The sequence below is a fragment of the Streptomyces sp. WZ.A104 genome (genome assembly GCF_002382885.1).
GTDB lineage: Bacteria > Actinomycetota > Actinomycetes > Streptomycetales > Streptomycetaceae > Streptomyces.
On the sequence record NZ_NWVL01000057.1, the window covers coordinates 1 to 19,740 of the forward strand.

The 19,740-nt window shown below is 65.9% G+C and carries 11 protein-coding genes and 3 pseudogenes; 8 read left to right on the forward strand and 6 right to left on the reverse strand.

The genetic code is table 11. The annotated features are described in order from the left end of the window. Window positions 1-308: 308 nt before the first annotated feature. Window positions 309-635 (reverse strand): hypothetical protein, encoded by a 327-nt coding sequence (locus CIB93_RS26375; RefSeq protein WP_096630407.1) that lies wholly within the window; start codon window positions 633-635, stop codon window positions 309-311. Between the two features lie 42 nt (window positions 636-677). Between CIB93_RS26375 and CIB93_RS26380 the strand changes: the two are divergent. The 3 genes and pseudogenes from CIB93_RS26380 to CIB93_RS39125 form a co-directional block, all read left to right on the forward strand. After that, a pseudogene (locus CIB93_RS26380) lies at window positions 678-1,011 on the forward strand (HNH endonuclease); the annotation flags it as partial. Window positions 1,012-1,260: 249 nt separating this feature from the next. Next, window positions 1,261-2,523 (forward strand): HEAT repeat domain-containing protein, encoded by a 1,263-nt coding sequence (locus tag CIB93_RS26385; protein ID WP_143660087.1) that lies wholly within the window; start codon window positions 1,261-1,263, stop codon window positions 2,521-2,523. Window positions 2,524-2,595: 72 nt separating this feature from the next. Then, a pseudogene (locus tag CIB93_RS39125) lies at window positions 2,596-2,888 on the forward strand (HNH endonuclease); the annotation flags it as partial. A gap of 298 nt (window positions 2,889-3,186) precedes the next feature. Here CIB93_RS39125 and CIB93_RS26390 read toward each other — a convergent pair. The 3 genes from CIB93_RS26390 to CIB93_RS26400 all read right to left on the reverse strand — a co-directional run bounded on the left by CIB93_RS26390 (window position 3,187) and on the right by CIB93_RS26400 (window position 5,913). After that, window positions 3,187-4,140: a hypothetical protein gene (locus CIB93_RS26390; RefSeq protein ID WP_096630410.1), complete on the reverse strand. Its 954-nt coding sequence runs from the start codon at window positions 4,138-4,140 to the stop codon at window positions 3,187-3,189. Beyond that, window positions 4,137-4,712, reverse strand: a complete 576-nt coding sequence (locus CIB93_RS26395) for an RNA polymerase sigma factor (protein ID WP_096630412.1) — start codon at window positions 4,710-4,712, stop codon at window positions 4,137-4,139. The genes CIB93_RS26390 and CIB93_RS26395 overlap by 4 nt, the downstream gene beginning before the upstream one ends. Window positions 4,713-5,199: 487 nt before the next feature. After that, a complete protein-coding gene (locus CIB93_RS26400; RefSeq protein ID WP_257002376.1) occupies window positions 5,200-5,913 on the reverse strand; it encodes a hypothetical protein in 714 nt (237 codons plus the stop codon). Window positions 5,914-6,443: 530 nt separating this feature from the next. On the opposite strand from CIB93_RS26400, the gene CIB93_RS26405 reads away from it, so the two are divergent. From CIB93_RS26405 to CIB93_RS26415, 3 genes are all read left to right on the forward strand, one after another. Continuing rightward, the gene (locus tag CIB93_RS26405) at window positions 6,444-6,707 is read left to right on the forward strand and encodes a helix-turn-helix transcriptional regulator (RefSeq protein ID WP_096630415.1); all 264 of its coding nucleotides are present in this window, start codon (window positions 6,444-6,446) and stop codon (window positions 6,705-6,707) included. A gap of 157 nt (window positions 6,708-6,864) precedes the next feature. Beyond that, window positions 6,865-7,731 (forward strand): DUF6083 domain-containing protein, encoded by an 867-nt coding sequence (locus CIB93_RS26410; RefSeq protein WP_096630461.1) that lies wholly within the window; start codon window positions 6,865-6,867, stop codon window positions 7,729-7,731. 83 nt (window positions 7,732-7,814) lie between these two features. Continuing rightward, the gene (locus tag CIB93_RS26415; protein ID WP_096630416.1) at window positions 7,815-9,284 is read left to right on the forward strand and encodes a UvrD-helicase domain-containing protein; all 1,470 of its coding nucleotides are present in this window, start codon (window positions 7,815-7,817) and stop codon (window positions 9,282-9,284) included. Here CIB93_RS26415 and CIB93_RS26420 read toward each other — a convergent pair. Beyond that, on the reverse strand, window positions 9,194-9,901 hold the full coding sequence (locus CIB93_RS26420) for an SUKH-4 family immunity protein (RefSeq protein ID WP_373558811.1): 708 nt from the start codon (window positions 9,899-9,901) through the stop codon (window positions 9,194-9,196). The two genes, CIB93_RS26415 and CIB93_RS26420, sit on opposite strands and share 91 nt — an antisense overlap. Window positions 9,902-9,937: 36 nt before the next feature. After that, window positions 9,938-10,137 (reverse strand): annotated as a pseudogene (locus CIB93_RS39470) (winged helix-turn-helix domain-containing protein); the annotation flags it as partial. A gap of 916 nt (window positions 10,138-11,053) precedes the next feature. On the opposite strand from CIB93_RS39470, the gene CIB93_RS38470 reads away from it, so the two are divergent. Both CIB93_RS38470 and CIB93_RS26430 read left to right on the forward strand, forming a co-directional pair. Then, the gene (locus CIB93_RS38470) at window positions 11,054-18,721 is read left to right on the forward strand and encodes an RHS repeat-associated core domain-containing protein (protein ID WP_373558809.1); all 7,668 of its coding nucleotides are present in this window, start codon (window positions 11,054-11,056) and stop codon (window positions 18,719-18,721) included. Next, window positions 18,675-19,661 carry a DUF3710 domain-containing protein gene (locus CIB93_RS26430; protein WP_143660088.1) on the forward strand — a complete coding sequence of 329 codons (987 nt, stop codon included), beginning with the start codon at window positions 18,675-18,677 and terminating at the stop codon, window positions 19,659-19,661. The genes CIB93_RS38470 and CIB93_RS26430 overlap by 47 nt, the downstream gene beginning before the upstream one ends. The last annotated feature ends 79 nt before the right edge of the window (window positions 19,662-19,740 follow it).

The following is a 19,740-nucleotide window of genomic DNA, read 5'->3' on the forward strand; positions in this document are numbered from 1 at the left end:
GCACTGATTTCTCGCGTGCACCTTCCTGTCTCGCTAGCCGGACCCGGGTCGTCTGGCAGTACCAACCCGTCCCGGCGTTGTCGGGGCTGCTTGCCGCTCAGCTCGACATCCCCCGAACCCAACTGCCCCCAGCTTCAACCGGATTGCTACGACAACCCGGCGGTGAAGGTCTCTCACCTCACTCGATTCCATGGCGCCTCGTGGCGCACCGACTCGCTACGACAAGACCGCCGAATCCTTCCAGGCAGCCGTCACTCTTGCGTCGCTTCTGATGGGGGCATGATGCTCCGGCGGTGAGCGGCGGGCCATCAGAGATGAAGCTCCATCTCCCAGTCCTCGAACGGCGGCTCGACCCGATAGCTCGGGTCGCAGCACACCCGAACCCACTGCGCGACCCGGTACTGCGCTTCTCCGTCGTTCAGTACCATGCCGTCGGCGTCGACTTGCAGCACATTGCTATAGATCGCGAAGACCTGTTCCAGAGAGGAGCCGGAGTGGAGGACGGTCGAGCGATAGTCGAACCTATCGAGCAGGTCCAGATCGAGGGTGCCGTTCGCCAAGTAGAAGGCGAAGAGCCGGAGCGAAGCGCGCACGTCGACAGAAAGATGTTCCACCAAGGCATCGTGCGCAGCCATGGGGCCACCTTGGCAAGATCTTTTGAAGACACCCTCTAGTTCCCCTTCCTCTCGGCCCCCGCCGCGCAGGCCACCCCCGCACCCGAAGTGACGACGCTGGCCGACGCGGTCGGCCTGGTGAAGGCGACCGAGGAGGACCGCAGCGGCTGCACCCGCAGCAAGTTCAAGCACTGGAACGTCGGGCGACGACGCAGGCGACGGGTGTAGCACCCGCGCCGAGGTCCTCATCGCCGAGGCCGTCGTCGCGCCGACGGTGGAAGCCGGGTGCAAACTGACCGGCGGTACCTGGGTCAGTTACTACGACGGCCAGGAGGTCGCCAGCGCCGGGGCCCTGGACATCGAGCACATGGTGCCGCTCGCCGAGGCGTGGGGCAGCAAGTGGGCGGAGTCGGGCTCGATGCATCATTCTGCTCCCGCATGCTGACGGCGCGGGGTTGGTCGGGGATGGGGTTGTCACGCGGAGAGGTGACGGTGGGTGCCTTCTGACCTGCGGAAGGGCGTTCAACGCCACGATGTTGCATCTGATGCAACCAGGTCGCGCCAGCCTGTTATCCGCCCCGTCTGGCCGATTTCGGCAGATCTACACTGAGCTGCGAGAACGCTACGGGGGAACAGGATCATGGGCGTGGGTACCGGTACCAGCAATGCGGTGGACGGCCAGTCCTCCCTGATCTCCGCGGTCCAGGCTGGAGACACGGACCTGGTGAGGATCCTCCTCCACGAGCACAACGGCTCCGACTATCTGGACGCCGCGTTCTGCCTGGCTGTCCGGATGCACGCCGGGCGCATCGCCCAACTGCTGCTCCAGTACGGTGCGGATTCGGGCCAGAGCCGCCCCGATGACCTCATTCCCCTGAGTGAGGCGGTCGACTCGGGGTCGCCCGCTCTGTTCGAGGCGCTCCTGGACCACGAGATCCGCGGCAGGTATCCCGAGATCGAACTCCTGGAGGCCCGGGACCTCGCGCGCCGCTGGCACGAGACGGGGGTCGAGGCCGAGCTGCGACGCCGTACCGGATCCCGGGACGCTGTCAGCCGTAAGCGGGTTCAAGACGGCGAGTACGACAGCGTCGTCGAGTTCACCCTTGGTGGCATGACTGTGCGGGACGGCCATGGGGCGATCCTCACGTACGTCGAGGAACTGCTCGGGGTACGAACCTCGTTCGAGGAGCTGATGGACCGCGCGTTGGCCCAGGTCGATCAGCAGGACCATGCAACGTGGAGCCGTGCCAGCCTCCAGTTGAGTGGACGGCGAGAGGAGGTGACCTGGGCCGCTGCGGCGGTACTACGTACGAGCCCGGACCCATCCCGCCGATTGTTCGGTGCCGAGGTGCTCCGCCTTATTCATCTGTTCGACGACAGCGACAAGGACGCGTTCGCTGGCCCCGCTCTGGACCTGTTCACCGGCTGGGCGGCCGCCGAGACGGACGTCGCCGTCCTCACCGAGGTGCTGGTCGCCCTTGGAGAACACAGCGACCCCCGCGCGGAGGCGGCCCTTCTGCCCCACGCCGGCCATTCCGATGCCCGGGTACGGCGTGCGGTGGCGCAAGGGCTCAGTGCCTTGTCCTCGCCGCCGGCCTTTTCCGGCGATGCTCGCGCCGCGTTGCTGGGGCTGATGGCCGATCCGGATGCGATGGTACGGAAGACCGCCTGCCGCGTGGTTGCTGAGGGCAGGGACCACGATCCCGTGTTCGCGGACGCCATGGCAGCTGTGCTGGACGATACGGACCGTCTGGTCCAGTTGGCTGCCGTCTACGGGCTTGCCCTCCACGACGACGAACGGTGCGTGGAAGCAGCACGCCTTCTCGGCCCGCCGCAGCGCGGTTCTCTGGAAGAGGAGGGCTACCTCGACGCGGCGTGGCGTCACCAAAGGCTCCGCGACGGCCGCTGAACGCCCCCGCCTGCACCTGCCAGTTGCTCCGGAGCCGGGAGTACCGCACGATTCGAATGACGCTCCCCGCCAGCTGGGGCCTCCGCCTGGACGGCGGCACGGCGGGAGGCCTACGCGAACGACCAGGGGGTGGAGGTCTCCCTGGTTGCGGTGACGGCGCGCAGTAACCGGCAGAAGTCGGATCAGGATCCGGCGGACTGGTTGCCGCCGTCCCCGGAGGCTCAGTGCCGGTACGTGTGGGGGAGTGGGTGGCGACCAAGCTCCGCTGGCAGCTCACCGCGGACGACCGCGAACTCGAAGCGCTGAAGGTCTCCGCCGAAGGCTCGTGCGAGGACACCATCGTCCGCTACACCCCGGCCGCCTGACCTATCCGCTGACGGGAGCGTTCGAGGAGGCGAGCCTTCTCCGGCGCTCCCGTTCCGCTGGTGCTGTACCGGTACCCCTTCGAGCGGGCTTTCTCCCTGCCCCCTCGTTAGAGGGCCAGGAGCTGAGCGCTATCCGCCCACAACTTGACGGCGTACCAGCCACACCTCGAGAAGTGGCGCGCGCACGTCTTCGCACGCGAGCGACACGTCGGTCCTCTTCTCCCCGCAGCACTGTCTGCGGCCTAGGGATGCTGGGCATTCACCAGCCCTGCTTCGTTCAGCCGCCGGCTGCGCCTTTTCAGATGTCCACCGGGACGGTGCTGTCGCGGGGTTCCGCGCCGACGATCAGCTCCCCGTGTCCCGTGCCGGCGGCCAGTGATGCCCTCCAGATACGTTCCTTCCACTCCGGCGGCCAGTTGGTCGTTGCGTCCCACCGGATGCCCTCGAGATCGACTCCATCCAGTTCCACCGATTTAAGGTCGGCCCCCCGGAAGTCGGTGCTGGCTTCTTCTACGGCCGTCACTGCCGTGGACAGTGCCAACGCCTCCCGGTAGGCCAGGTCGAGGTCGTCGGCCAGGTCCTGCGACACCTCGAGCGCGCCGAGCCAGGACATGTCCGTCCAGCGGAAATGAAGAAGGAGCTCGTTGTCGAGCAACTGCTTGGAGCGGCGGGTCTCTGCCACGAGCCGCAACGTGCACGTGGCCAGGAAGTCCTCCACCTCTTCCATGTAGTCGAATCCACCCAGAGCAGGCTGCGCTACCTGGTCCGGCTGCGGAAGGGCAAGCACCCGGCCCATGCCGCTGCTTACGCGCAGGAGCTGGTCACGGGCGGTATCCGGAAGTATTTCCTCCTCCAGATCGCCGATGAGTTGCTGCACAGTGTCCACCGCATCCCGGATGACCCGAACGGCATCCAGGGGCCAGTACCGTCGCGCACACTCCAAGGCCTGCTCGCGGTACTTGAGCCGCACGAACGCAGGGCGCCGCATCAAGAGACCCTCGGAAGACCCTTCCCGGTCGGCCACGGCACGCTCGCGAGGCACTTTGCGTCCCGCACGGGCCAGACGCCCCACAACCGCATCCCCCGTCTGGCGATGTGCCGCCGCGAGCAGACGACCCAGCGTCTGATCCGGATCCCGTAGTTCCGGCGGCCCGCCGCTGCTCATCAGACCGTCGTAGACGGCGATCCCCAGCTGCTTGTGTGCTCGTGCCAGCAAAACCTCAAGCTGTTCGGATGCTCGGTCGCAGTTCATCGATCCTCCTCTGCAGCCTCGTAGCCCGATCCTTCGAGTCCCAGCCGGGTCTTGAGCGTCGCCCGCGCCCGGGAGAGGCTCTGCCGGGCGGCCTCGGGCGAGATGCCCATCGCAGCGGCACTTTCCTGTGTGGTGAATCCGTCAAGGGTCCAGGCCAGCGCCGCACGTTGTTTGGACGGCAACGACAGCAGCATCTCGATCACACGCCGTTCTTCGACGCCGAGTTCCACGGCATGCGCGGGCGAATCCCAATGAGCAGTCGGCCGGTCCGGAACCTCCTCGCAAGGTTCTTCCAGCACCTGCTGACGTAACCAGGAGCGCCAAGCCACTGTGCGCAGCCACGCCTTGGGGTAGCGAATGCTCGTCCCTGGCCGGCACATCTGCGTGAAGGCATCCTGTGCGGCGTCCTGTGCCTCGCTCCAGGACGCCCCGTGCAGCAGCAGGAAGCGAACAAGGCCCGGGAACTCGGCATGGTGAAGGTCCTCAGTAAGATCTCTCCCCTGCAGGTCCACCGGGGAGAACCGGTCAAGCGGATCACTCACCCGAAGTTCAGCCTCGGCCGCGTCCTCCACGACGGCTCACCCCGACCTCCGCCAGGCAGCCGGAACCACAGCCCGCCGAGGGTGAGCGCAGGCTGTTGTGAGCGTGCTCGGCGAGCAGCTTGGACACATGAAGCCCTACTTCATGCTTCAGCCGCTTTCGGGCGAACCGCAGGGTGCTGCTCACAGCCCCTAGAAACACGATCGCTACGCTCGTGATCAACACCGGATCCACCCTTGCGCTCCCGCCTCTTCGGGCATGGGTGGCACCCGTACGGGCACCACGCTAACTAGTGCTGTCGGCAGGCCGGACTGTGACATCCCGGGCTGAGAATTTTCAGCCCGTGCGGGCCAGCGTCTGGCTGTACCCAGGCCGGAAGGAGTCCACGGACCAGAGTCCGTGGTCAGGCCGTGAAGGTAACCGGCGCTGGAAGGAGCCGAGCCAAGCCCGTCCGTCTGTTGGCCGAGCGGCAGGTTATGGGGATCACTCTGCACCAGGATCTTCAGCCTGGCCGGTACGTCAGGTCACACGGTCAGACTCAAGGCCTGAGTAGTTACCGGTGAGGTGGTTGCGCCGGGTGAGCTCCCAGTGCAGGTCTTCAGGGGCAGCACCGTGCGCCCAGGAGCGCAGGAAGTGGGTGGCGACGAGCATGTCGAGCAAGATGGTGAGCTCTTGAAGCGGGAGGCCGCACATGCGCGCGAGGACTTCCTGCTCAGCTGCTGGCGCGCCTGTCTGGTCCGGGAGGTGCGCGGCCAGCGCCAGTGCCAGCAGACGCGGAGATGCGCCGAGTTGGCGAATTTCGCCCATCTGGCAGGTGCGCAGAATCCAGTTGGCCGCCCGGGCACGGTCTGCGCGAGCCGGCGTCTGCATCCGTACAGCAGTGTCCAAGAGTTCCACTGAGATGCCCGCGTGTGTCGGTCCGGTGGGGGAGCGCAGCCAGCCGGCAGCCTCCAGCTCGGTGAACGCAGACGGCTCCGAAGCAATCCGCATACCGCGAATCAAGCCGGCGGGGATGTTCACCTTCCCGGCGGTGGTGGAACGCAGGGCGCACTGCAGGGCCAGCAGGCGAGCAGCCGCACTGGTCCGGGCGGGAAGAGCAGCGGCCAGATAGCTGAGCATCTCCCGCACGCGCACCTGCTCCGAGGGACCGTGCGATGTTCTCCTGCGCTGCCGTTGCCGGATCCGTTTCACCGACTCTGCCGGAGAGGCCGTGGCGAGGACTGTGTCGGGCACGACCGCGGCATGGGCAGTGGCTGCCGCGCAGGCGGCGCAGGTGTCGGCGAGCCGCCAGAGCCGGCCACCGCGCTCGCGGGTGAGGACGAGCAGGACGGGTCCGGAGCAGCCGCGGTGGCGTGGGTGCCACCGGCAGCCGTGTGAGTGGCACTGGCAGGTCCGAAGGTGCCTAGGAAGGAAGTCATGGCGCGCGTGAGCGGCCAGGTGGGTCAGTGCCTGGGACGGCGCGGTCCGCATGGACGGGGCGGAGGGCGAGCACTGCAGGCAGTTCAGCATGGTCCCTCCGTGTTCAGGGCGCAGCTCCACGGTCCAGATGCGTCGCACCACCGGGTGCGTCGTGCAGAGCCTCATCTGATTGGTCTTTCTCCTGGTCCTCGGCGAGCTTGATCTGCTGGTGCAGTGGGGTGGGGGAGTGGGGCGGCAGCACACCGTAGTGCAGACCTCTGCCCTGCGTAGAGGTGCGGCGACCTGCGTAAATAGGGCAGGGGTCTGCACTGACAGGGCAGGTGTCTGCGCCTTCGGATGGTGGAGTGACGATCTTCCCGCCCGACCCGAACCTCACCGCCCTCCGCCTGGAGCTGGCGCGACTGAGGAGCGAACGCGGCTGGACCTACGACGAGCTCGCCCACCGAACCGGCCTGGCCAGGCGCACTCTCATCGAAATCGAGCAAGGCCGAACCATCGGCTCACTCAAGACCTGGCACGCCATCGCCCACGCCCTCGACGTCCCCGTCGACCACCTCTTCGCCCGCCTCTGCGAAGGCCACGAACCCCCGGCCGAACCTGCCTCCTGACCACTCCGGGTCACGGTCTGGGAGATCACCCGATCCAGTCATCAAAAGGCACTCCTGCGCGAGAGACCGCACGCGGGTTCCCTGCTGTTGAGCCGTCCGCAGGACACTCCGGCACGTCCCCCGCAGTACCGGCGTGTCACCTGCCACCTTCACCGCCATGTGCTCCGCCAACGCCCCAACCCCTCGCCGGTGGGACGGCACCTCCGCCCGCTCCCCACGCTCACGGTCCCTTCGCGTCGACGCCGACAGCCCCACCCGTCTCGTCCGCAGTGCGCAGCCCGGCCGCTGCCCTGACTGCGGCAACCGCGTCGACTGGCACCCACGCACGGACGGCGACGACCGAGCTGTGGGACTCCACCCTCAAGAACTCCCCGCCGCTGCTGTCCCTGCTGCCAGCCGCTGGCACGTCAGCTCCGGCATCGCTCACCCCGCCCACGACGGCACTGCGTGGTGCCGCATCCCGCACACAGCCCTGTGCCCCGCACGCAGCGCTCCCGCAGCCCTCACCCCACAACTGGCCGCGCTGCGCCGCCACCTCGCCCTGCACACCTGCCGCCTGATCAACAACGGCGCCCTCACCACACCGGCCGCCCCACCATCACCCGAGCGAACCGAATCCTGCAGGCCCGCCCAGCCCGTCGCCCACCTTCTCAGCGTCCTCTACATCGCCGGCCACCCCATCGACGCCATCCAGTGCGTAGCCCAGACCCGGCAGCGGCACCGTTGCGCCCGCCCTGTCCTCGACGACCAGGCCCCCCACGGCACCTGGGCCCTTCTCCCCACCACCCTCCCCAGCCACCGACCCACTTCACCCTCCGTGGACAGGATGGCCATCTACAACCTGACCCACCTGCCTTACACCGAGCAGCTGCGATGGCGCCACCAGCACTGCCCCGATCATGCGACCTCCTCAGCCGCCGACCTCGCCCTCACCGAATGGGAACCGTTCGACCCGCAGCTCCACTACCAGCACATCCACTCACGCCTGCCTCACAGCGCACGCAAGCGGCACCACACGACGTAACCCCAGCCCGCTACACGTCCCGGCAACGCCGCCGACCCACCCCAGCTCCCGATGCCACTCGATCCACCCCACGGAGACTCCCGGTGCCTGCACCCACCGCCGAACAAACTGCCGCCGCCGACCGCTTCCACGCCGGCGACCACCTCGCCCTCCAAGCAGGAGCAGGCACCGGCAAGACCAGCACCCTCGCGCTCCTTGCCCGCGGCACCAGACGCCGCGGCCGCTACATCGCCTACAACAAAGCCATCGCCCAGGAAGCCGCCACCCGCTTCCCCTCCACCGTTACCTGCAAAACGGCACACGCCCTGGCCTACGCCGCCGTCGGCCACCGCTACCGCGCCCGCCTCAACAGCCCCCGCCAACCCAGCTGGAAAACCGGCCACCACCTCGGCATCACCAAGACCCTTCGCATCGGCGACCGAGACCTCTCACCCCGCACCCTCTCCTACGCGACCCTGCGCACCATCACCCGCTTCTGCCACTCCGCGGACCCCGCCCTCACTGACCACCACGTCCCCAGACTGCGCAACCTCGAAGACGCTGGCCACCACCGCGAACTCACCGCCCTGGTCATGCCCTTCGCCCACAAAGCATGGGCCGACCTGCAAAACCCCGATGCCGGCGCCGTCCGCTTCGACCATGACCACTACCTCAAGATCTGGGCACTGACCGAACCGAGAATCCCCGCAGAATTCCTCCTCCTCGACGAAGCCCAGGACACCAACCCCGTCGTCGAACAGGTCTTCAACGCCCAGCGCAATCACGCCCAGCTCGTCATGGTCGGAGACTCAGCCCAAGCCATCTACCAATGGCGCGGCGCCCGCGACATCATGAGAGCCTTTCACGGAACCGAACTCACCCTGTCCCGGTCCTTCCGCTTCGGCCCCGACCTCGCCGCCGAGGCCAACCGCTGGCTCTCCATCGCCACCGCGCCCCTTCGCCTCGCAGGCACAGACACGATCCCCACCAACATCGGACCCGTCGACCAGCCTGACGCCATCCTGTGCCGCACCAACGTCGGAGCCATGCGCGAAGTCATGCAACTCCTCGACACAGGCCACCGTGTAGCCCTGACCGGGGGAGGAGAATCCCTGCGAGCACTCGCCCGGGCTGCCGACGACCTCAAGGCCGGCCGCCGCACCTACCATCCGGAACTGCTGCTCTTCCCCACCTGGGGTGACCTGCAGGACTACGCCTCGAACGACCCTGCGGGGCGGGATCTCCAGCCGCTCGTCGACCTCGTCGACACTCATGGAACCGATGCCATCCTCAACGCTGTTCACCGTCTCGGCCCTGAGAGCGCCGCGGACGTCACCGTCTCGACTGCCCACAAGTCCAAAGGGCGGGAATGGGCAAGCGTCAAAATCGCCGACGACTTCACCCCACCCCGCGACACCGACAGGAAAGACGTCCACGGGCACCCTGTCCCCGGTCCTGTCGACGAAGCGGAAGCGCGCCTTGCCTACGTCGCTGTCACTCGCGCCCGCCACAGACTCGACCTGGGCGGCCTGTCATGGATCAACGACCATCCTGATGGAACGACTCCGGCATAGCCCTTCCCTTGGCTTCGGTGGTACCAGATGCCGTGTTCCAGCTCTTCCAGAGAGAGGTTCCACTGGGCGTCCTCCTCGGCGAAGGGCGTGGAGTCGAAAGCGCCGACGGTCTCCTTCAAGCGGGCCGAGAGCTCTTCCGGGTCCACGTCGTTGTCGTGGTCGACCTCAAGCTTCCGGAACTCGACGAGCGCGTACACCAGAGACTCGACGTCGCGGTGGAGCGGGATGTAGCTGTCCAATCCCTCGGGGAACGCGTAGACCTTCCCTGAGGCCGGGTCAAGGGCGATGAGCGAGGTGGAGAGGTAGCCGAGCATCCACCAGGACCTGCTCTCCGCCGGGCACGGGATGCCGTAGTGGTCGAAGCGGCGGGCGAGCGAGATCGCATCAAGGCCAGCCGGGTAGGGGGCCTCGACGTCCTCCCTGGAGGTGAACACCTCGGAGTGCGGAAGGCCCACGAAGCTCAGGAAGCTAGCGGAACGCGCGTCGAACCCGGCAGTATCGCTTTGCGGGAAATAGTCGGAACGGATACCGACCTGGCCGGCGAACATGACCTCGCCGCCCTCGGCCTTCGCCTTCGCGCGGATCTTCGGCCGGGTCTCCTGGTGCCAGCGCGCCACGGCCTGTGGGTCCTGTTCGACGGCCCGCTTGTCCGGCCGCTGGAACGAGATCCCCACCGCTTCAGGTACTTGCCCACCCCTACCTCGGTCAGCCGCACTCGGTACAGCTGCGCGATCAGGTCACCGATCAGCCGCCGCGTCCACAGCTGCCCGCTCAGGCCCACGTCACAGGGCCGGTGATCAAGGACGGCCTGGCGCACCGCACCCTGCTCGGTCTCCCCGAGTACCTGGTGCACGCCGACCGGCTTGCCGCGCGGCCAGTGCCTCCCGGCCGCCGACCTGCCACTTCGCCCACCAGATGTCGACCGCCTTCAGCGACACCCCGAAAACCGCCGCCACGTCCTCACGGCCCCCGCCCCGCCACCAACGCGGCCACCGCCCGCAGCCGCAGGCCTCCTGCGCCGACGGCGACAGATGCCGCGCGTCCCCCGCCAGATCGCTCACACCCAGCTCGACGAGCCTGGACCCAAAGCGTTTCAGATCAATACCGGTACTCCAAATTCAACGGAAGGCGGCTGCAACGGAACGCTACCTATAACTGAATGCTGAGGTGGTGGGCCCCGCAGGGCCCACCACCTCCTTCCTTGCCGTGAGGGTCGAAGTGGCAGCCTTTGGGGCATCGCCATGGCGATGCCCCAAAGGGGCCGGTGCTTGGGTGGCTCGCGGGGGAGTGATACCGGAATTCGGCCCTCCGTAAGGTTGCTCGATCCTATGCGGAACAGGCGGTGCCGCTCTGGTTATTGCATCTCGATGGTCATCTGGGTGACACCGACTATGGCTCGAAGCTGCTCTTGGTAGACGCGATTGATTCGGTGCGATCGGCCCTTTCGTGATCTCTGTCGTGTGCATGGCGCTCGGTGTGTATGTTGTGAAGGCTTGTGCCAGGGAGGTGCAGGCATCTTGGGCTTGTTGTGTTCGGGTGCTTGTCCTGGGGAGGGCGCAGTGCGTGTGTTCGGCGAGAAGTCCGGGGCCTTACGCTCTCGGTGCTGGCAGCTATTGACCGTCGGTGCCCTGGTGCTGGCGCTGGCGGGGGGCACTGTTTCCGCGGAGGCGGTTCCGGGCCCCTCTCGCTCTTCCGCTCCGGCCCCTGCTGCGACGTCCCCGGCTGCAGGGACGCCGTCCCCTCTGCCTACGGGCGGGGCTCCGACCGCGGTGCCACCCACGACTGCCCCGCGGCATGCTGCAGCTGGGCCGGAGGCAGAACCAACCACCGGCAACGCCGTCTACGCCTACGACGCGGCACACCGGTTGGTGGGTGTGAGCGATCCTGCAGGCGAGACAGCCCGGTACCGATACGACCAGGCAGGTAACCGGCTGGGCATTGACCGGTTTCCTTCCAGCTCGCTCTCCGTCTTGTCGTTGGTTCCGGTCAAAGCCGCTGTCGGCTCGGAAGTGACTCTTTCCGGATCCGGCTTCTCAGCTACCCCAGCGGCCAACTCGGTACGTTTCGGGAGCGCGGTAGGACAGGTCGTCTCAGCATCAGCACACCGCCTCGTGGTGAAGGTGCCGGCGGGAGCAGCCGCTGGCAAGGTGAAGGTCGTGGTCGGCAGCGCCTCAGCTGAGTCGAGCGAGACCTTTGCCCTGGCGCAAGGTGCCCCGACGGTCAGTGAGGTCACGCCCAACGGTGCGCGGCCCGGCACCGACGTAGTGGTCTCAGGTACGGGATTCGCACCTGACGCCGCGGACAACGTGGTGCGGTTCAAAGGGGCGATCGCGCAGATTGTGGCTGCCTCGGAAACCCAGCTGACCGTAACAGTGCCGCCGGACGCTGATCTCGGCCGGGTTCAGGTGTCCACCCCGAACGGCAGCGCTCAGACTTCCCGGGACTTCAATGTCTTCTACCCGGTCGACGAGCCGCGCTTCGAGTCCGTGGAGAACACGTCGCTGACCGACGACTCCCCGCCGACCGTCCAGGTCATCAACCCGGGAAACCAGGCGAAGATCCTGTTTGTCGCCCTGGAAGGCGACGCCGTCAGCTTCGCCTTCTCGAACACCACGTTCAACTCTGCGGTAGGGCTCCGGCTCCTTGACCCTGTCGGCAGGGAGGTCGGCACCAGAGGTTCCTTCAGCAGGAACGGAGGGGACTGGGACGTCAGGAACTTACCCCTGACCGGTCAGTATTCACTGATCATCGACCCGGGGCCGTCGAACATCGGCGCGGTGACGGTGACGGCGTCACGTGCGGTGCGGCACGACCTGGTGATCGGTGGGGCATCTGCCACGCTGGAGACCACCCGTCCAGGACAGGACGCGCTATGGAGCTTCTCCGCCGCGCTGGGTACTTCGCTCAGTCTGGGGCTGGACACGCGTGAGATGCCCAAGGCCACGTCGGTGACTCTGTATGGACCTGACGGCAAATCGGTGGCGACCAAGTATGCGAGCGCGGCGTCCGATGCTCTGCTGAGCGTTGATTCCCTTCCGCTGAGCGGGACATATCTGCTCGTTGCCGACACGACCGATGCCGGGACGGGAAGCCTTACGGTCACCGGTTCGACGTACGCGGACGCGGGCGTGGTGAATCCGGAAGGCGCACCGACCGACTTGGCGATCGAGCGTTCCGGGCAGATCGGGGTGGCACGTTTCTCCGCTGCCACGGGACAGCGTCCGTCGCTGGGCATCGTCGCGACCGGCTTCGACGGTAAAAGGGTCTCATTTCAGGTTCGTGACCCCGAAGGGAAGTCGATCGCGAACACCAGCGTAGGGGGAGGGGCGAACACGCAGTGGGACAGCCCGACGCTTACTGTACCGGGCACGTACACGGTCGTCTTCAAGCCGTCGGGCCTGACGGTCGGGGCGTTACAGCTGACGGCCTCTCTGCCTGTGTCGGCGGGGCGCTTGTCCCCCACGGGCGGTTCAGTCTCCGCGGCAAGCGACCGGTTTGGGCAGAACATCGAGGCCGAGTTCGAGGGTGTCTCGGGCGCGGACTTTTCCCTGGGGGCCAGCGACAGCACATTCTCCGGCCACGTCACAGTGAACGTGTTCGCTCCGTCGGGAAAGAAGGTGGTCAGCAGCTCCATCGTGCCTGCAGGCACCAAAGGGGCCACGATCTCTATGCCCGTCCTCACCGAGGCGGGGGTGTACTTGATCACGCTCGACCCGTACCAGGGTCTGGCCGGGTCACTGACGCTGACCCTGTCTACGAACGTGCGGGTGCCGCTCGAGGCAGATGGGCCACCAACGTCGACAGAGGTCTCCCGCCTCGGCCAGCAGGTACACGCGGAGTTCACGGCTTCCGACACGGCCATGGGTTTCGCCCTCACGGACAACACTATCTCTGCCGCGGCGAACGTCCGCCTGTACGACAGCAACGGCGGCACGGGACAACTCGTGGGCACCGTGGGGAAAGCCGGTGTATTCGCACGCTACTTCTCCCGTCTTCAGGTGGGCGCGACGTATACCGTCGAGGTGACCCCTGCGCAAGGCGCGACGGGCAGCATGGTCCTGTGGCTCTCACGTCCGAGCCAGGCAGGCACACTTTCCTCGGCAGCGCCCACGGCGCGTGCCGAGGCCACCCGGCCCGGTCAGCCGATGGAGTTCAAGGTTCCCGCTTCGAGCGGGGAGGGTGCCGCTGTTGTGTTCAGCGCCAACACGCTCACACAGGCATCCAACCTCGTGGTCGTAACACCCGGCGGTGCCACGGAACTTCCCATGATGCTGGGGTCCAAGGCCACGGGCGAAGTGGACCTCCGGGCTCCCCTGAGCAACGGCACCTACCGGATCCTCGTGCAGCCCGCGAAACCGGCTACAGGGGCCGTCACGGCCGCCCTGGTACCTGACGTCGAGGCCGGCAGCCTGTCACTGAACGGCCCCGCAGCTCCGGCGGCCATCGCGGTCGCCGGGCAGAACGCCCGCTACGCGTTTTCCGGAACAAAGGGGCAGAAACCTACTCTGACGATCGCTTCGTCTCCAGCGGCATGGGACATGAGCGTCTTCACCCCCGAGGGAAAGTGGCTCGTCAACAAGCGCTACACCTCTGCCACATCTTCATCGTTCGCGCTGCCCGCCCTTCCGGCTGACGGCACGTACGCCATCGTTGTCGACCCCTCGGCGCTCGCTACCGGCACATGGTCTCTTGCCTTGACCGCGGCGGCACCGGCGGCCAAGAACACATCACGGGCGAGTGCACAGGAGGACACACCCCGACAGAAGACGACACAGCCAACTGCCAGAGTCCTACCGACCGGCCCCGACGCCTGGCAGCCGGGCAAGACGAACCTCGCCGGCCACGACTGGGTCACCAGTAAAGCCCCCACTCCCCGTACCGTCCCCGCGTTGAAGGCACCGCCCGGAGTCGCAGCACTCACCGGACGCGTACTCAAACTGGACGGGAAACCTCTCTCCAAGGTCACCGTCAAGGTGGGGAAGAAGAGCAGCCGCACGGACTCCAAGGGCCGCTTCCTGCTGGCCGGTATCGACGTTCACGAAACGACACTCGTCGTCGACGGCTCGAGTGCCAACACGCGGCAAAGGCAGTACGGCCGCTTCGACATCCACGTCCGCCCCAAGGCGGACACAACGGTGGACATCGGCTTCCCCGTCTGGATGACACCGCTGGACACGAAGCACACCGTTCGCTTCTCCGCCCCCGCCACATCGGACGTGGTCCTCAAGACCCCGCAGATCCCCGGACTCGAGATCCGCATCCCCAAGGGATCGGTGGTCCGCGACGAGCAGGGCAACGCCGTCACCGAGCTGGGTATCACGGCGATCCCGATCGACCGCCCCCCGTTCCCCCTGCCGCAACACAGCGTGGTACCTATCTACTTCACCGTGCAGCCCGGCGGCTCCTATGTGTTCCCCGAAGGCGCCCAGGTCATCTACCCGAACTACACACGTGCCGCGCCGGGCACCCGTGTGGAATTCATGGACTACGACCCCGCCGGAAAGGGCTGGTACGTCTACGGTCACGGGCAGGTCTCCCGTGACGGCAAGCAGGTCGTCCCCGACGCCAAGACCAAGATCTGGGCCTTCCACGGGGCCATGTTCAACTTCAACGACCTGGTGCCGTGGGACCTGCCGATGCTCGACGACGCCATCGCATGGCTGTCCGGCGACCCCGTCGACCTCAACACCGGGCTGCTCACCGACTCACGCACCGACCTCGCGGTCACCGGCGGCAACCTGGCAGCCGACGTCACACGCACCTACTGGCAGGGCGACACCCAATCACGGGCCTTCGGTATCGGACGCGACCTTACCTACAACGCCTTCTTCAACTCCAAGGTCCCCTACCAGGAAGTGGACCTTTACCTGCCCGGCGGGAAAAAGATCCACTACGTCCGCACCAGCCCGGGCAACGGGGTCACCGACGGAGTGTTCGCCGCCACCGGATCCTCCGGAGATTTCCAAGGATCCCGAGTCGTCTGGGATGGCGGGTGGAAACTCAAGTTCCGGGACGGCACCACATGGTTCTTCCCGGAGTACTCGGCCCTCAAAGAGATCCGGGACCGCCACGGAAACACCCTGAAGCTGACCCGCCTCGCCGGACGGGGTGAGATCACCCGCATCACCAGTTCCGACGGCAACTGGATATCGCTCGCCTACGACGCGGCCCACCGGGTGCGCGAAGCCCGGGACAACACCGGCCGCACCACCTCCTACACCTACGACACCGCAGGGCGGCTGAGCACAGTCACCGACCCTGTCGGCAAGGTCAGCTCCTTCACCTACGACGGCACGTCGAACCGCATCAAGACAGCGAAAGACGCCCGTGACATCACCTACATGACCAACACGTTCCACCCGGACGGGAAGATCAAGGAGCAGGTCCTCACCGAGGGGCAGAAGTACTCCTTCGAGTACACCCAGACCGGGGCAGGCAAGGTCACCTCCGCGACGGTCACGCAACCCGGCGGGTCCGTCCGGCGGGTCGAGTTCAACGCAGACGGCTACGGCGTCAAAGACACCCAGGCCTACGGATCCGGCCTGGCCCGCCCCGTGACGTACGAGCGCGGCCCCCGCCACCGCATCGACGCCATCACCGACCCCTACGGCCGGCGCACCGAACTGACCTACGACACCAACGGATACGTCACCCGGGCAACGGAACTCGTCGGCACCGCACAGGTCCGGACCTCAGGCACCACGTCCTTCGACGGACCTTTCGACCAGCCGACGGCCACCAGCGACCGACTGGGCAACACCACCAGGTTCACCTACGACTCCGACGGCAACCTGCAGACAGCCACCGACCCCGAAGGCCGCACAACCACCTTCACGTACATGCCCGACGGCCAGATCAAATCTGTTACGGACAACGCCGGCGCGATCACGGAGTACACCTACGACAACGGCAACCTAGCCACGATCAAGGACGCAGTGGGGAGAACCTCACGCCAGTTCACGGACGCCGCCGGCCGGGTTTCCGCGATCACCGACCCTTCCAGGTCACTCACCAAGATCACCTATGACAAGCTGAACCAGCCGTCCAAAGTCATCGGCCCCCTGGGACACGCCACCAGCTTCGGATACGACGACAACGGCAACCTGACCACACTGACCGACGCCCGTAACAACGCCACCACCTGGGCCTACGACAACGCTGACCGACCGAAGTCCGCAACGGACCCGCTCGGTGCGCAAGCCAGCTTCGAGTACGACGCAGCCGGCTTCCTGAGCAAGGCGACCAGCCGCTCCGGCCTGGTCGCCACCAGCGAGCACGACCTCCTCGGCCGCACGAAGAACGTCAAGTACGGCGTGAACACCCTGGGGGTGGCGGAGTCCACCGCCACCTACGAGTACGACACTCTCGACCTGCTCAAGAAGGTCACCGACACCCAGGCCGGCGCACAGAGCTTCGCCTACGACGCCTACGAGCGCACCGAGACGGTCACAGGCCCGACCGGAACGGTCAACTACACCTATGATGCCGCGGACCGCCGCGAGACGATGACCGCAGGCGGAGCCACCACCACCTACGGCTACGACCGCTCCAGCATCCTGACCTCGCTCACCTCCCAAGGCCGCAAAGTCACCTTCCACCTCGACGAGACAGGCAGGGAGAAGAGCGCAGACATCCCAGGCGGCTTCACCCGCACCACCAGCACCGACAAAACCGGTGTCGTACGGTCGATCGCCTACACCCAGGGCACCAGGAACATCGGCCAGCTCTCCTACACCCGCGACGAGCGCGGCCTGCAAACAGGCCTGACCGGCTCCCTGGCGAACGTCGCGCTGCCGGCCGCCGAAACCGGGACGGTCTTCGGCAAGGACAACCGCATCACCACCTACAGCGGACGATCCTTCACCTACGATGCCGACGGCCAGCTCAAGAACGACGGCCTGCGCACCTACACCTGGAACGCCCGCGGACAGCTCACAGGCCTCAACCGAAGTGGCCAGAGCAGCACCTTCGGCTACGAGCCCCTCGGCACCCGGAACTCCAAGACCGTCACCGGAGCCCAGACAAAGTTCCTGACCGATGGGTCCAACCCGGCCGTCGAGCAGAACAGTTCGGGATCTCCCGAGGCAACGGTGGCCATGTCGGGCCTGGATGAGTTCCTGACCCGCACCGAAGGCACCAAGACGCAGGTCTACCTCACCGACGCGCTGGGCACCGTCCTCGGCCTGGCCGACCCGGACGGCACCATCGCCACCAAGTACACCTACGACCCCAACGGGCAGCCCACCGCCTCAGGCGCCGCCTCCTCCAACCCCTACACGTTCACCGGACGGGAGGATGACGGCACTGGCCTGCTCTACTACCGGGCCCGCTACTACGACCCGCAGACCGGACGCTTCATCTCTCAGGACCCCATCGGCCAAGCAGGCGGCATCAACCTCTACCAGTACGCACTCTCCTCGCCGACCACGTACACCGACCCCACCGGTAACACTCCCATGGCTGCCGCCTGCATAGCCGGTGGACTGGTCGACGGAGGCCTGGACTGGCTCGGCCAACGTCTCTCCGGACGCAAGGTCAATTGGGGGCAAGTTGGGACGTCAGCCGCGACAGGATGCCTAACGGGCATGCTGGGGACAGCAGCCGCGGCCAAACTCGCCATGCCCAGCATGAGAGGCGGCGGCCGCTGCCTAACCCCCAACAGCTTTACTGGCGAGACCGCGGTCGTCATGGCGGACGGCAGCCGCAAGGCGATCAAAGACATCGAGGTCGGCGACCAAGTGCTCGCTACTGACCCCGAAACCGGTGAAAGGGGCCCACGCAAGGTCACGGCTCTCATCGAGAGCAGCGGACACAAACAACTGGTCGACATCTCGATCGCTAACCAGGGCGGCTCGACCGACAGCTTCGTCAGCGCGACCGAAGGGCACCCGTTCTGGGTCGCAGACAGCCAGGAATGGGTCGACGCAGGTCAGCTCAGAACAGGCCAATGGCTCCAGACCAGCGCTGGTACCTGGGTACAGATCTCTGCTGTCCGCTCCTACGACGAGACGACAACGGTCTACAACCTCACCGTTGACGACCTACACACTTACCATGTCTCATCAGGCGAGGCTACGGCGCTCGTCCACAACACAGGGGGGAAGGGTCCCTGCGGATCGTTCGGCCCATCCGATCTGGACGGCATTTTCGACCCTGCACTGGGCAGAAACCTCAAGCCACCGAAACCTGGGGGCTCATCGGTTGATGATGCCGGCAAGTCGCAGAAAGCGACTGAAGAAGCCATCGAGCAGGCTGAAGAGCGCAAGACGACTGTCTCCAGGGCCCCCTCAACTGTTCAGAAGGTCGTGGACGGCCCACAGGCCCCGGGGGCTCATGGCCCTGCGGAAGCAGTCGTCGCCGTAGCGATCGTGACAGCGAGAGGAGCACAGCGTGTCAAACTCTGGTGGCGAGAACGGCGTGGTGCAGCAGGTCCGTGAGCTGCTGAGAAAATTCGCTGAGGACGGGGTCGTAGACCCATCCATCGTGGCGGGTTCCGAAGCAGCCTCATGGGACCGAGTCACTCCTAAAAGAGTCATAATTGCGACAGTCCAAATCATCCTCAGGCTCCGCTGGGAAAGTGGTCTGTCGACAGTGGAGCGGGTGGCTCCCAGGGATGTTTCGTCTATCCCTAGGGGTGATCTACTGGAAATCACCAAGATGCTTCTGGGGGCGGAAGGTGTTGTCGTATCTGATGAGCAGATCGCGAAAAAGCTCTCACTGCCCAATGTGATGCACATTCTCATTGCCCTCTTCGTCGAAGAGTCCATTTCCGAAGAAGAAGAAGAATTTATTCTTTCCTCGGCGGTCGATGTGTGTGAGGAATCTTTGCGTGGTGGAGATATTCTCCGACGGGGAGTTGAACTTGGCCCGTGGGACATCAGCGAAATCGATATAGCAGGTATCGATCTTGTCGACATGGGAGGGATCATGGTGCCGTCCGCGCCAGGGATGTCATGCCTCCCGATCGAGGTAGACGGCGAAATGATTGCAGCAACGCTGGTTCAAGGTGACACTGCCCTTCAACTTCAAGCCTTCAAGGCGAATCCGGTAACCGTATGGAATGCTGTACGTGCTGACATGATTTCCAAGATGCGCGCCCAGGGCAACTCCGCAGAAACGTGGGTTGATAGGGCAGGGGTCGAGATCAGGGCTACTGTCTCGGTGGTTACGGAGCCCGGGGTAATCGGGACCAGAGACATCAGGGTTCTCGGGAGCGATGGCCCCGGCTGGATGTTGCGAGCCGTGGTCAGTGGGGCCGGAGCCTCTGCGGGGGGCGAAGATGACTGGGCCTATAAAACCTTCCTGGGAGCCGTCGTCGTCCCGGGGGCGTTGTCACGAGGGGGTGATGTTATCCCGCTTTCTCCACCCTTGATTTAACGCGATCTCCTCTTTTGTGTCATAGGTGTAGCGGCAATAGAAATTACATCATGATGTCAGGTCGAACTCCGCCTGTGCA

What these genes read in the sequence shown, in the direction of transcription:
- CIB93_RS26375 (WP_096630407.1), bottom strand. Translation starts at nt 635, where the DNA reads ATGGCTGCGCACGATGCCTTGGTGGAACATCTTTCTGTCGACGTGCGC.
- CIB93_RS26390 (WP_096630410.1), bottom strand. Translation starts at nt 4,140, where the DNA reads ATGAACTGCGACCGAGCATCCGAACAGCTTGAGGTTTTGCTGGCACGA.
- CIB93_RS26410 (WP_096630461.1), top strand. Translation starts at nt 6,865, where the DNA reads ATGTGCTCCGCCAACGCCCCAACCCCTCGCCGGTGGGACGGCACCTCC.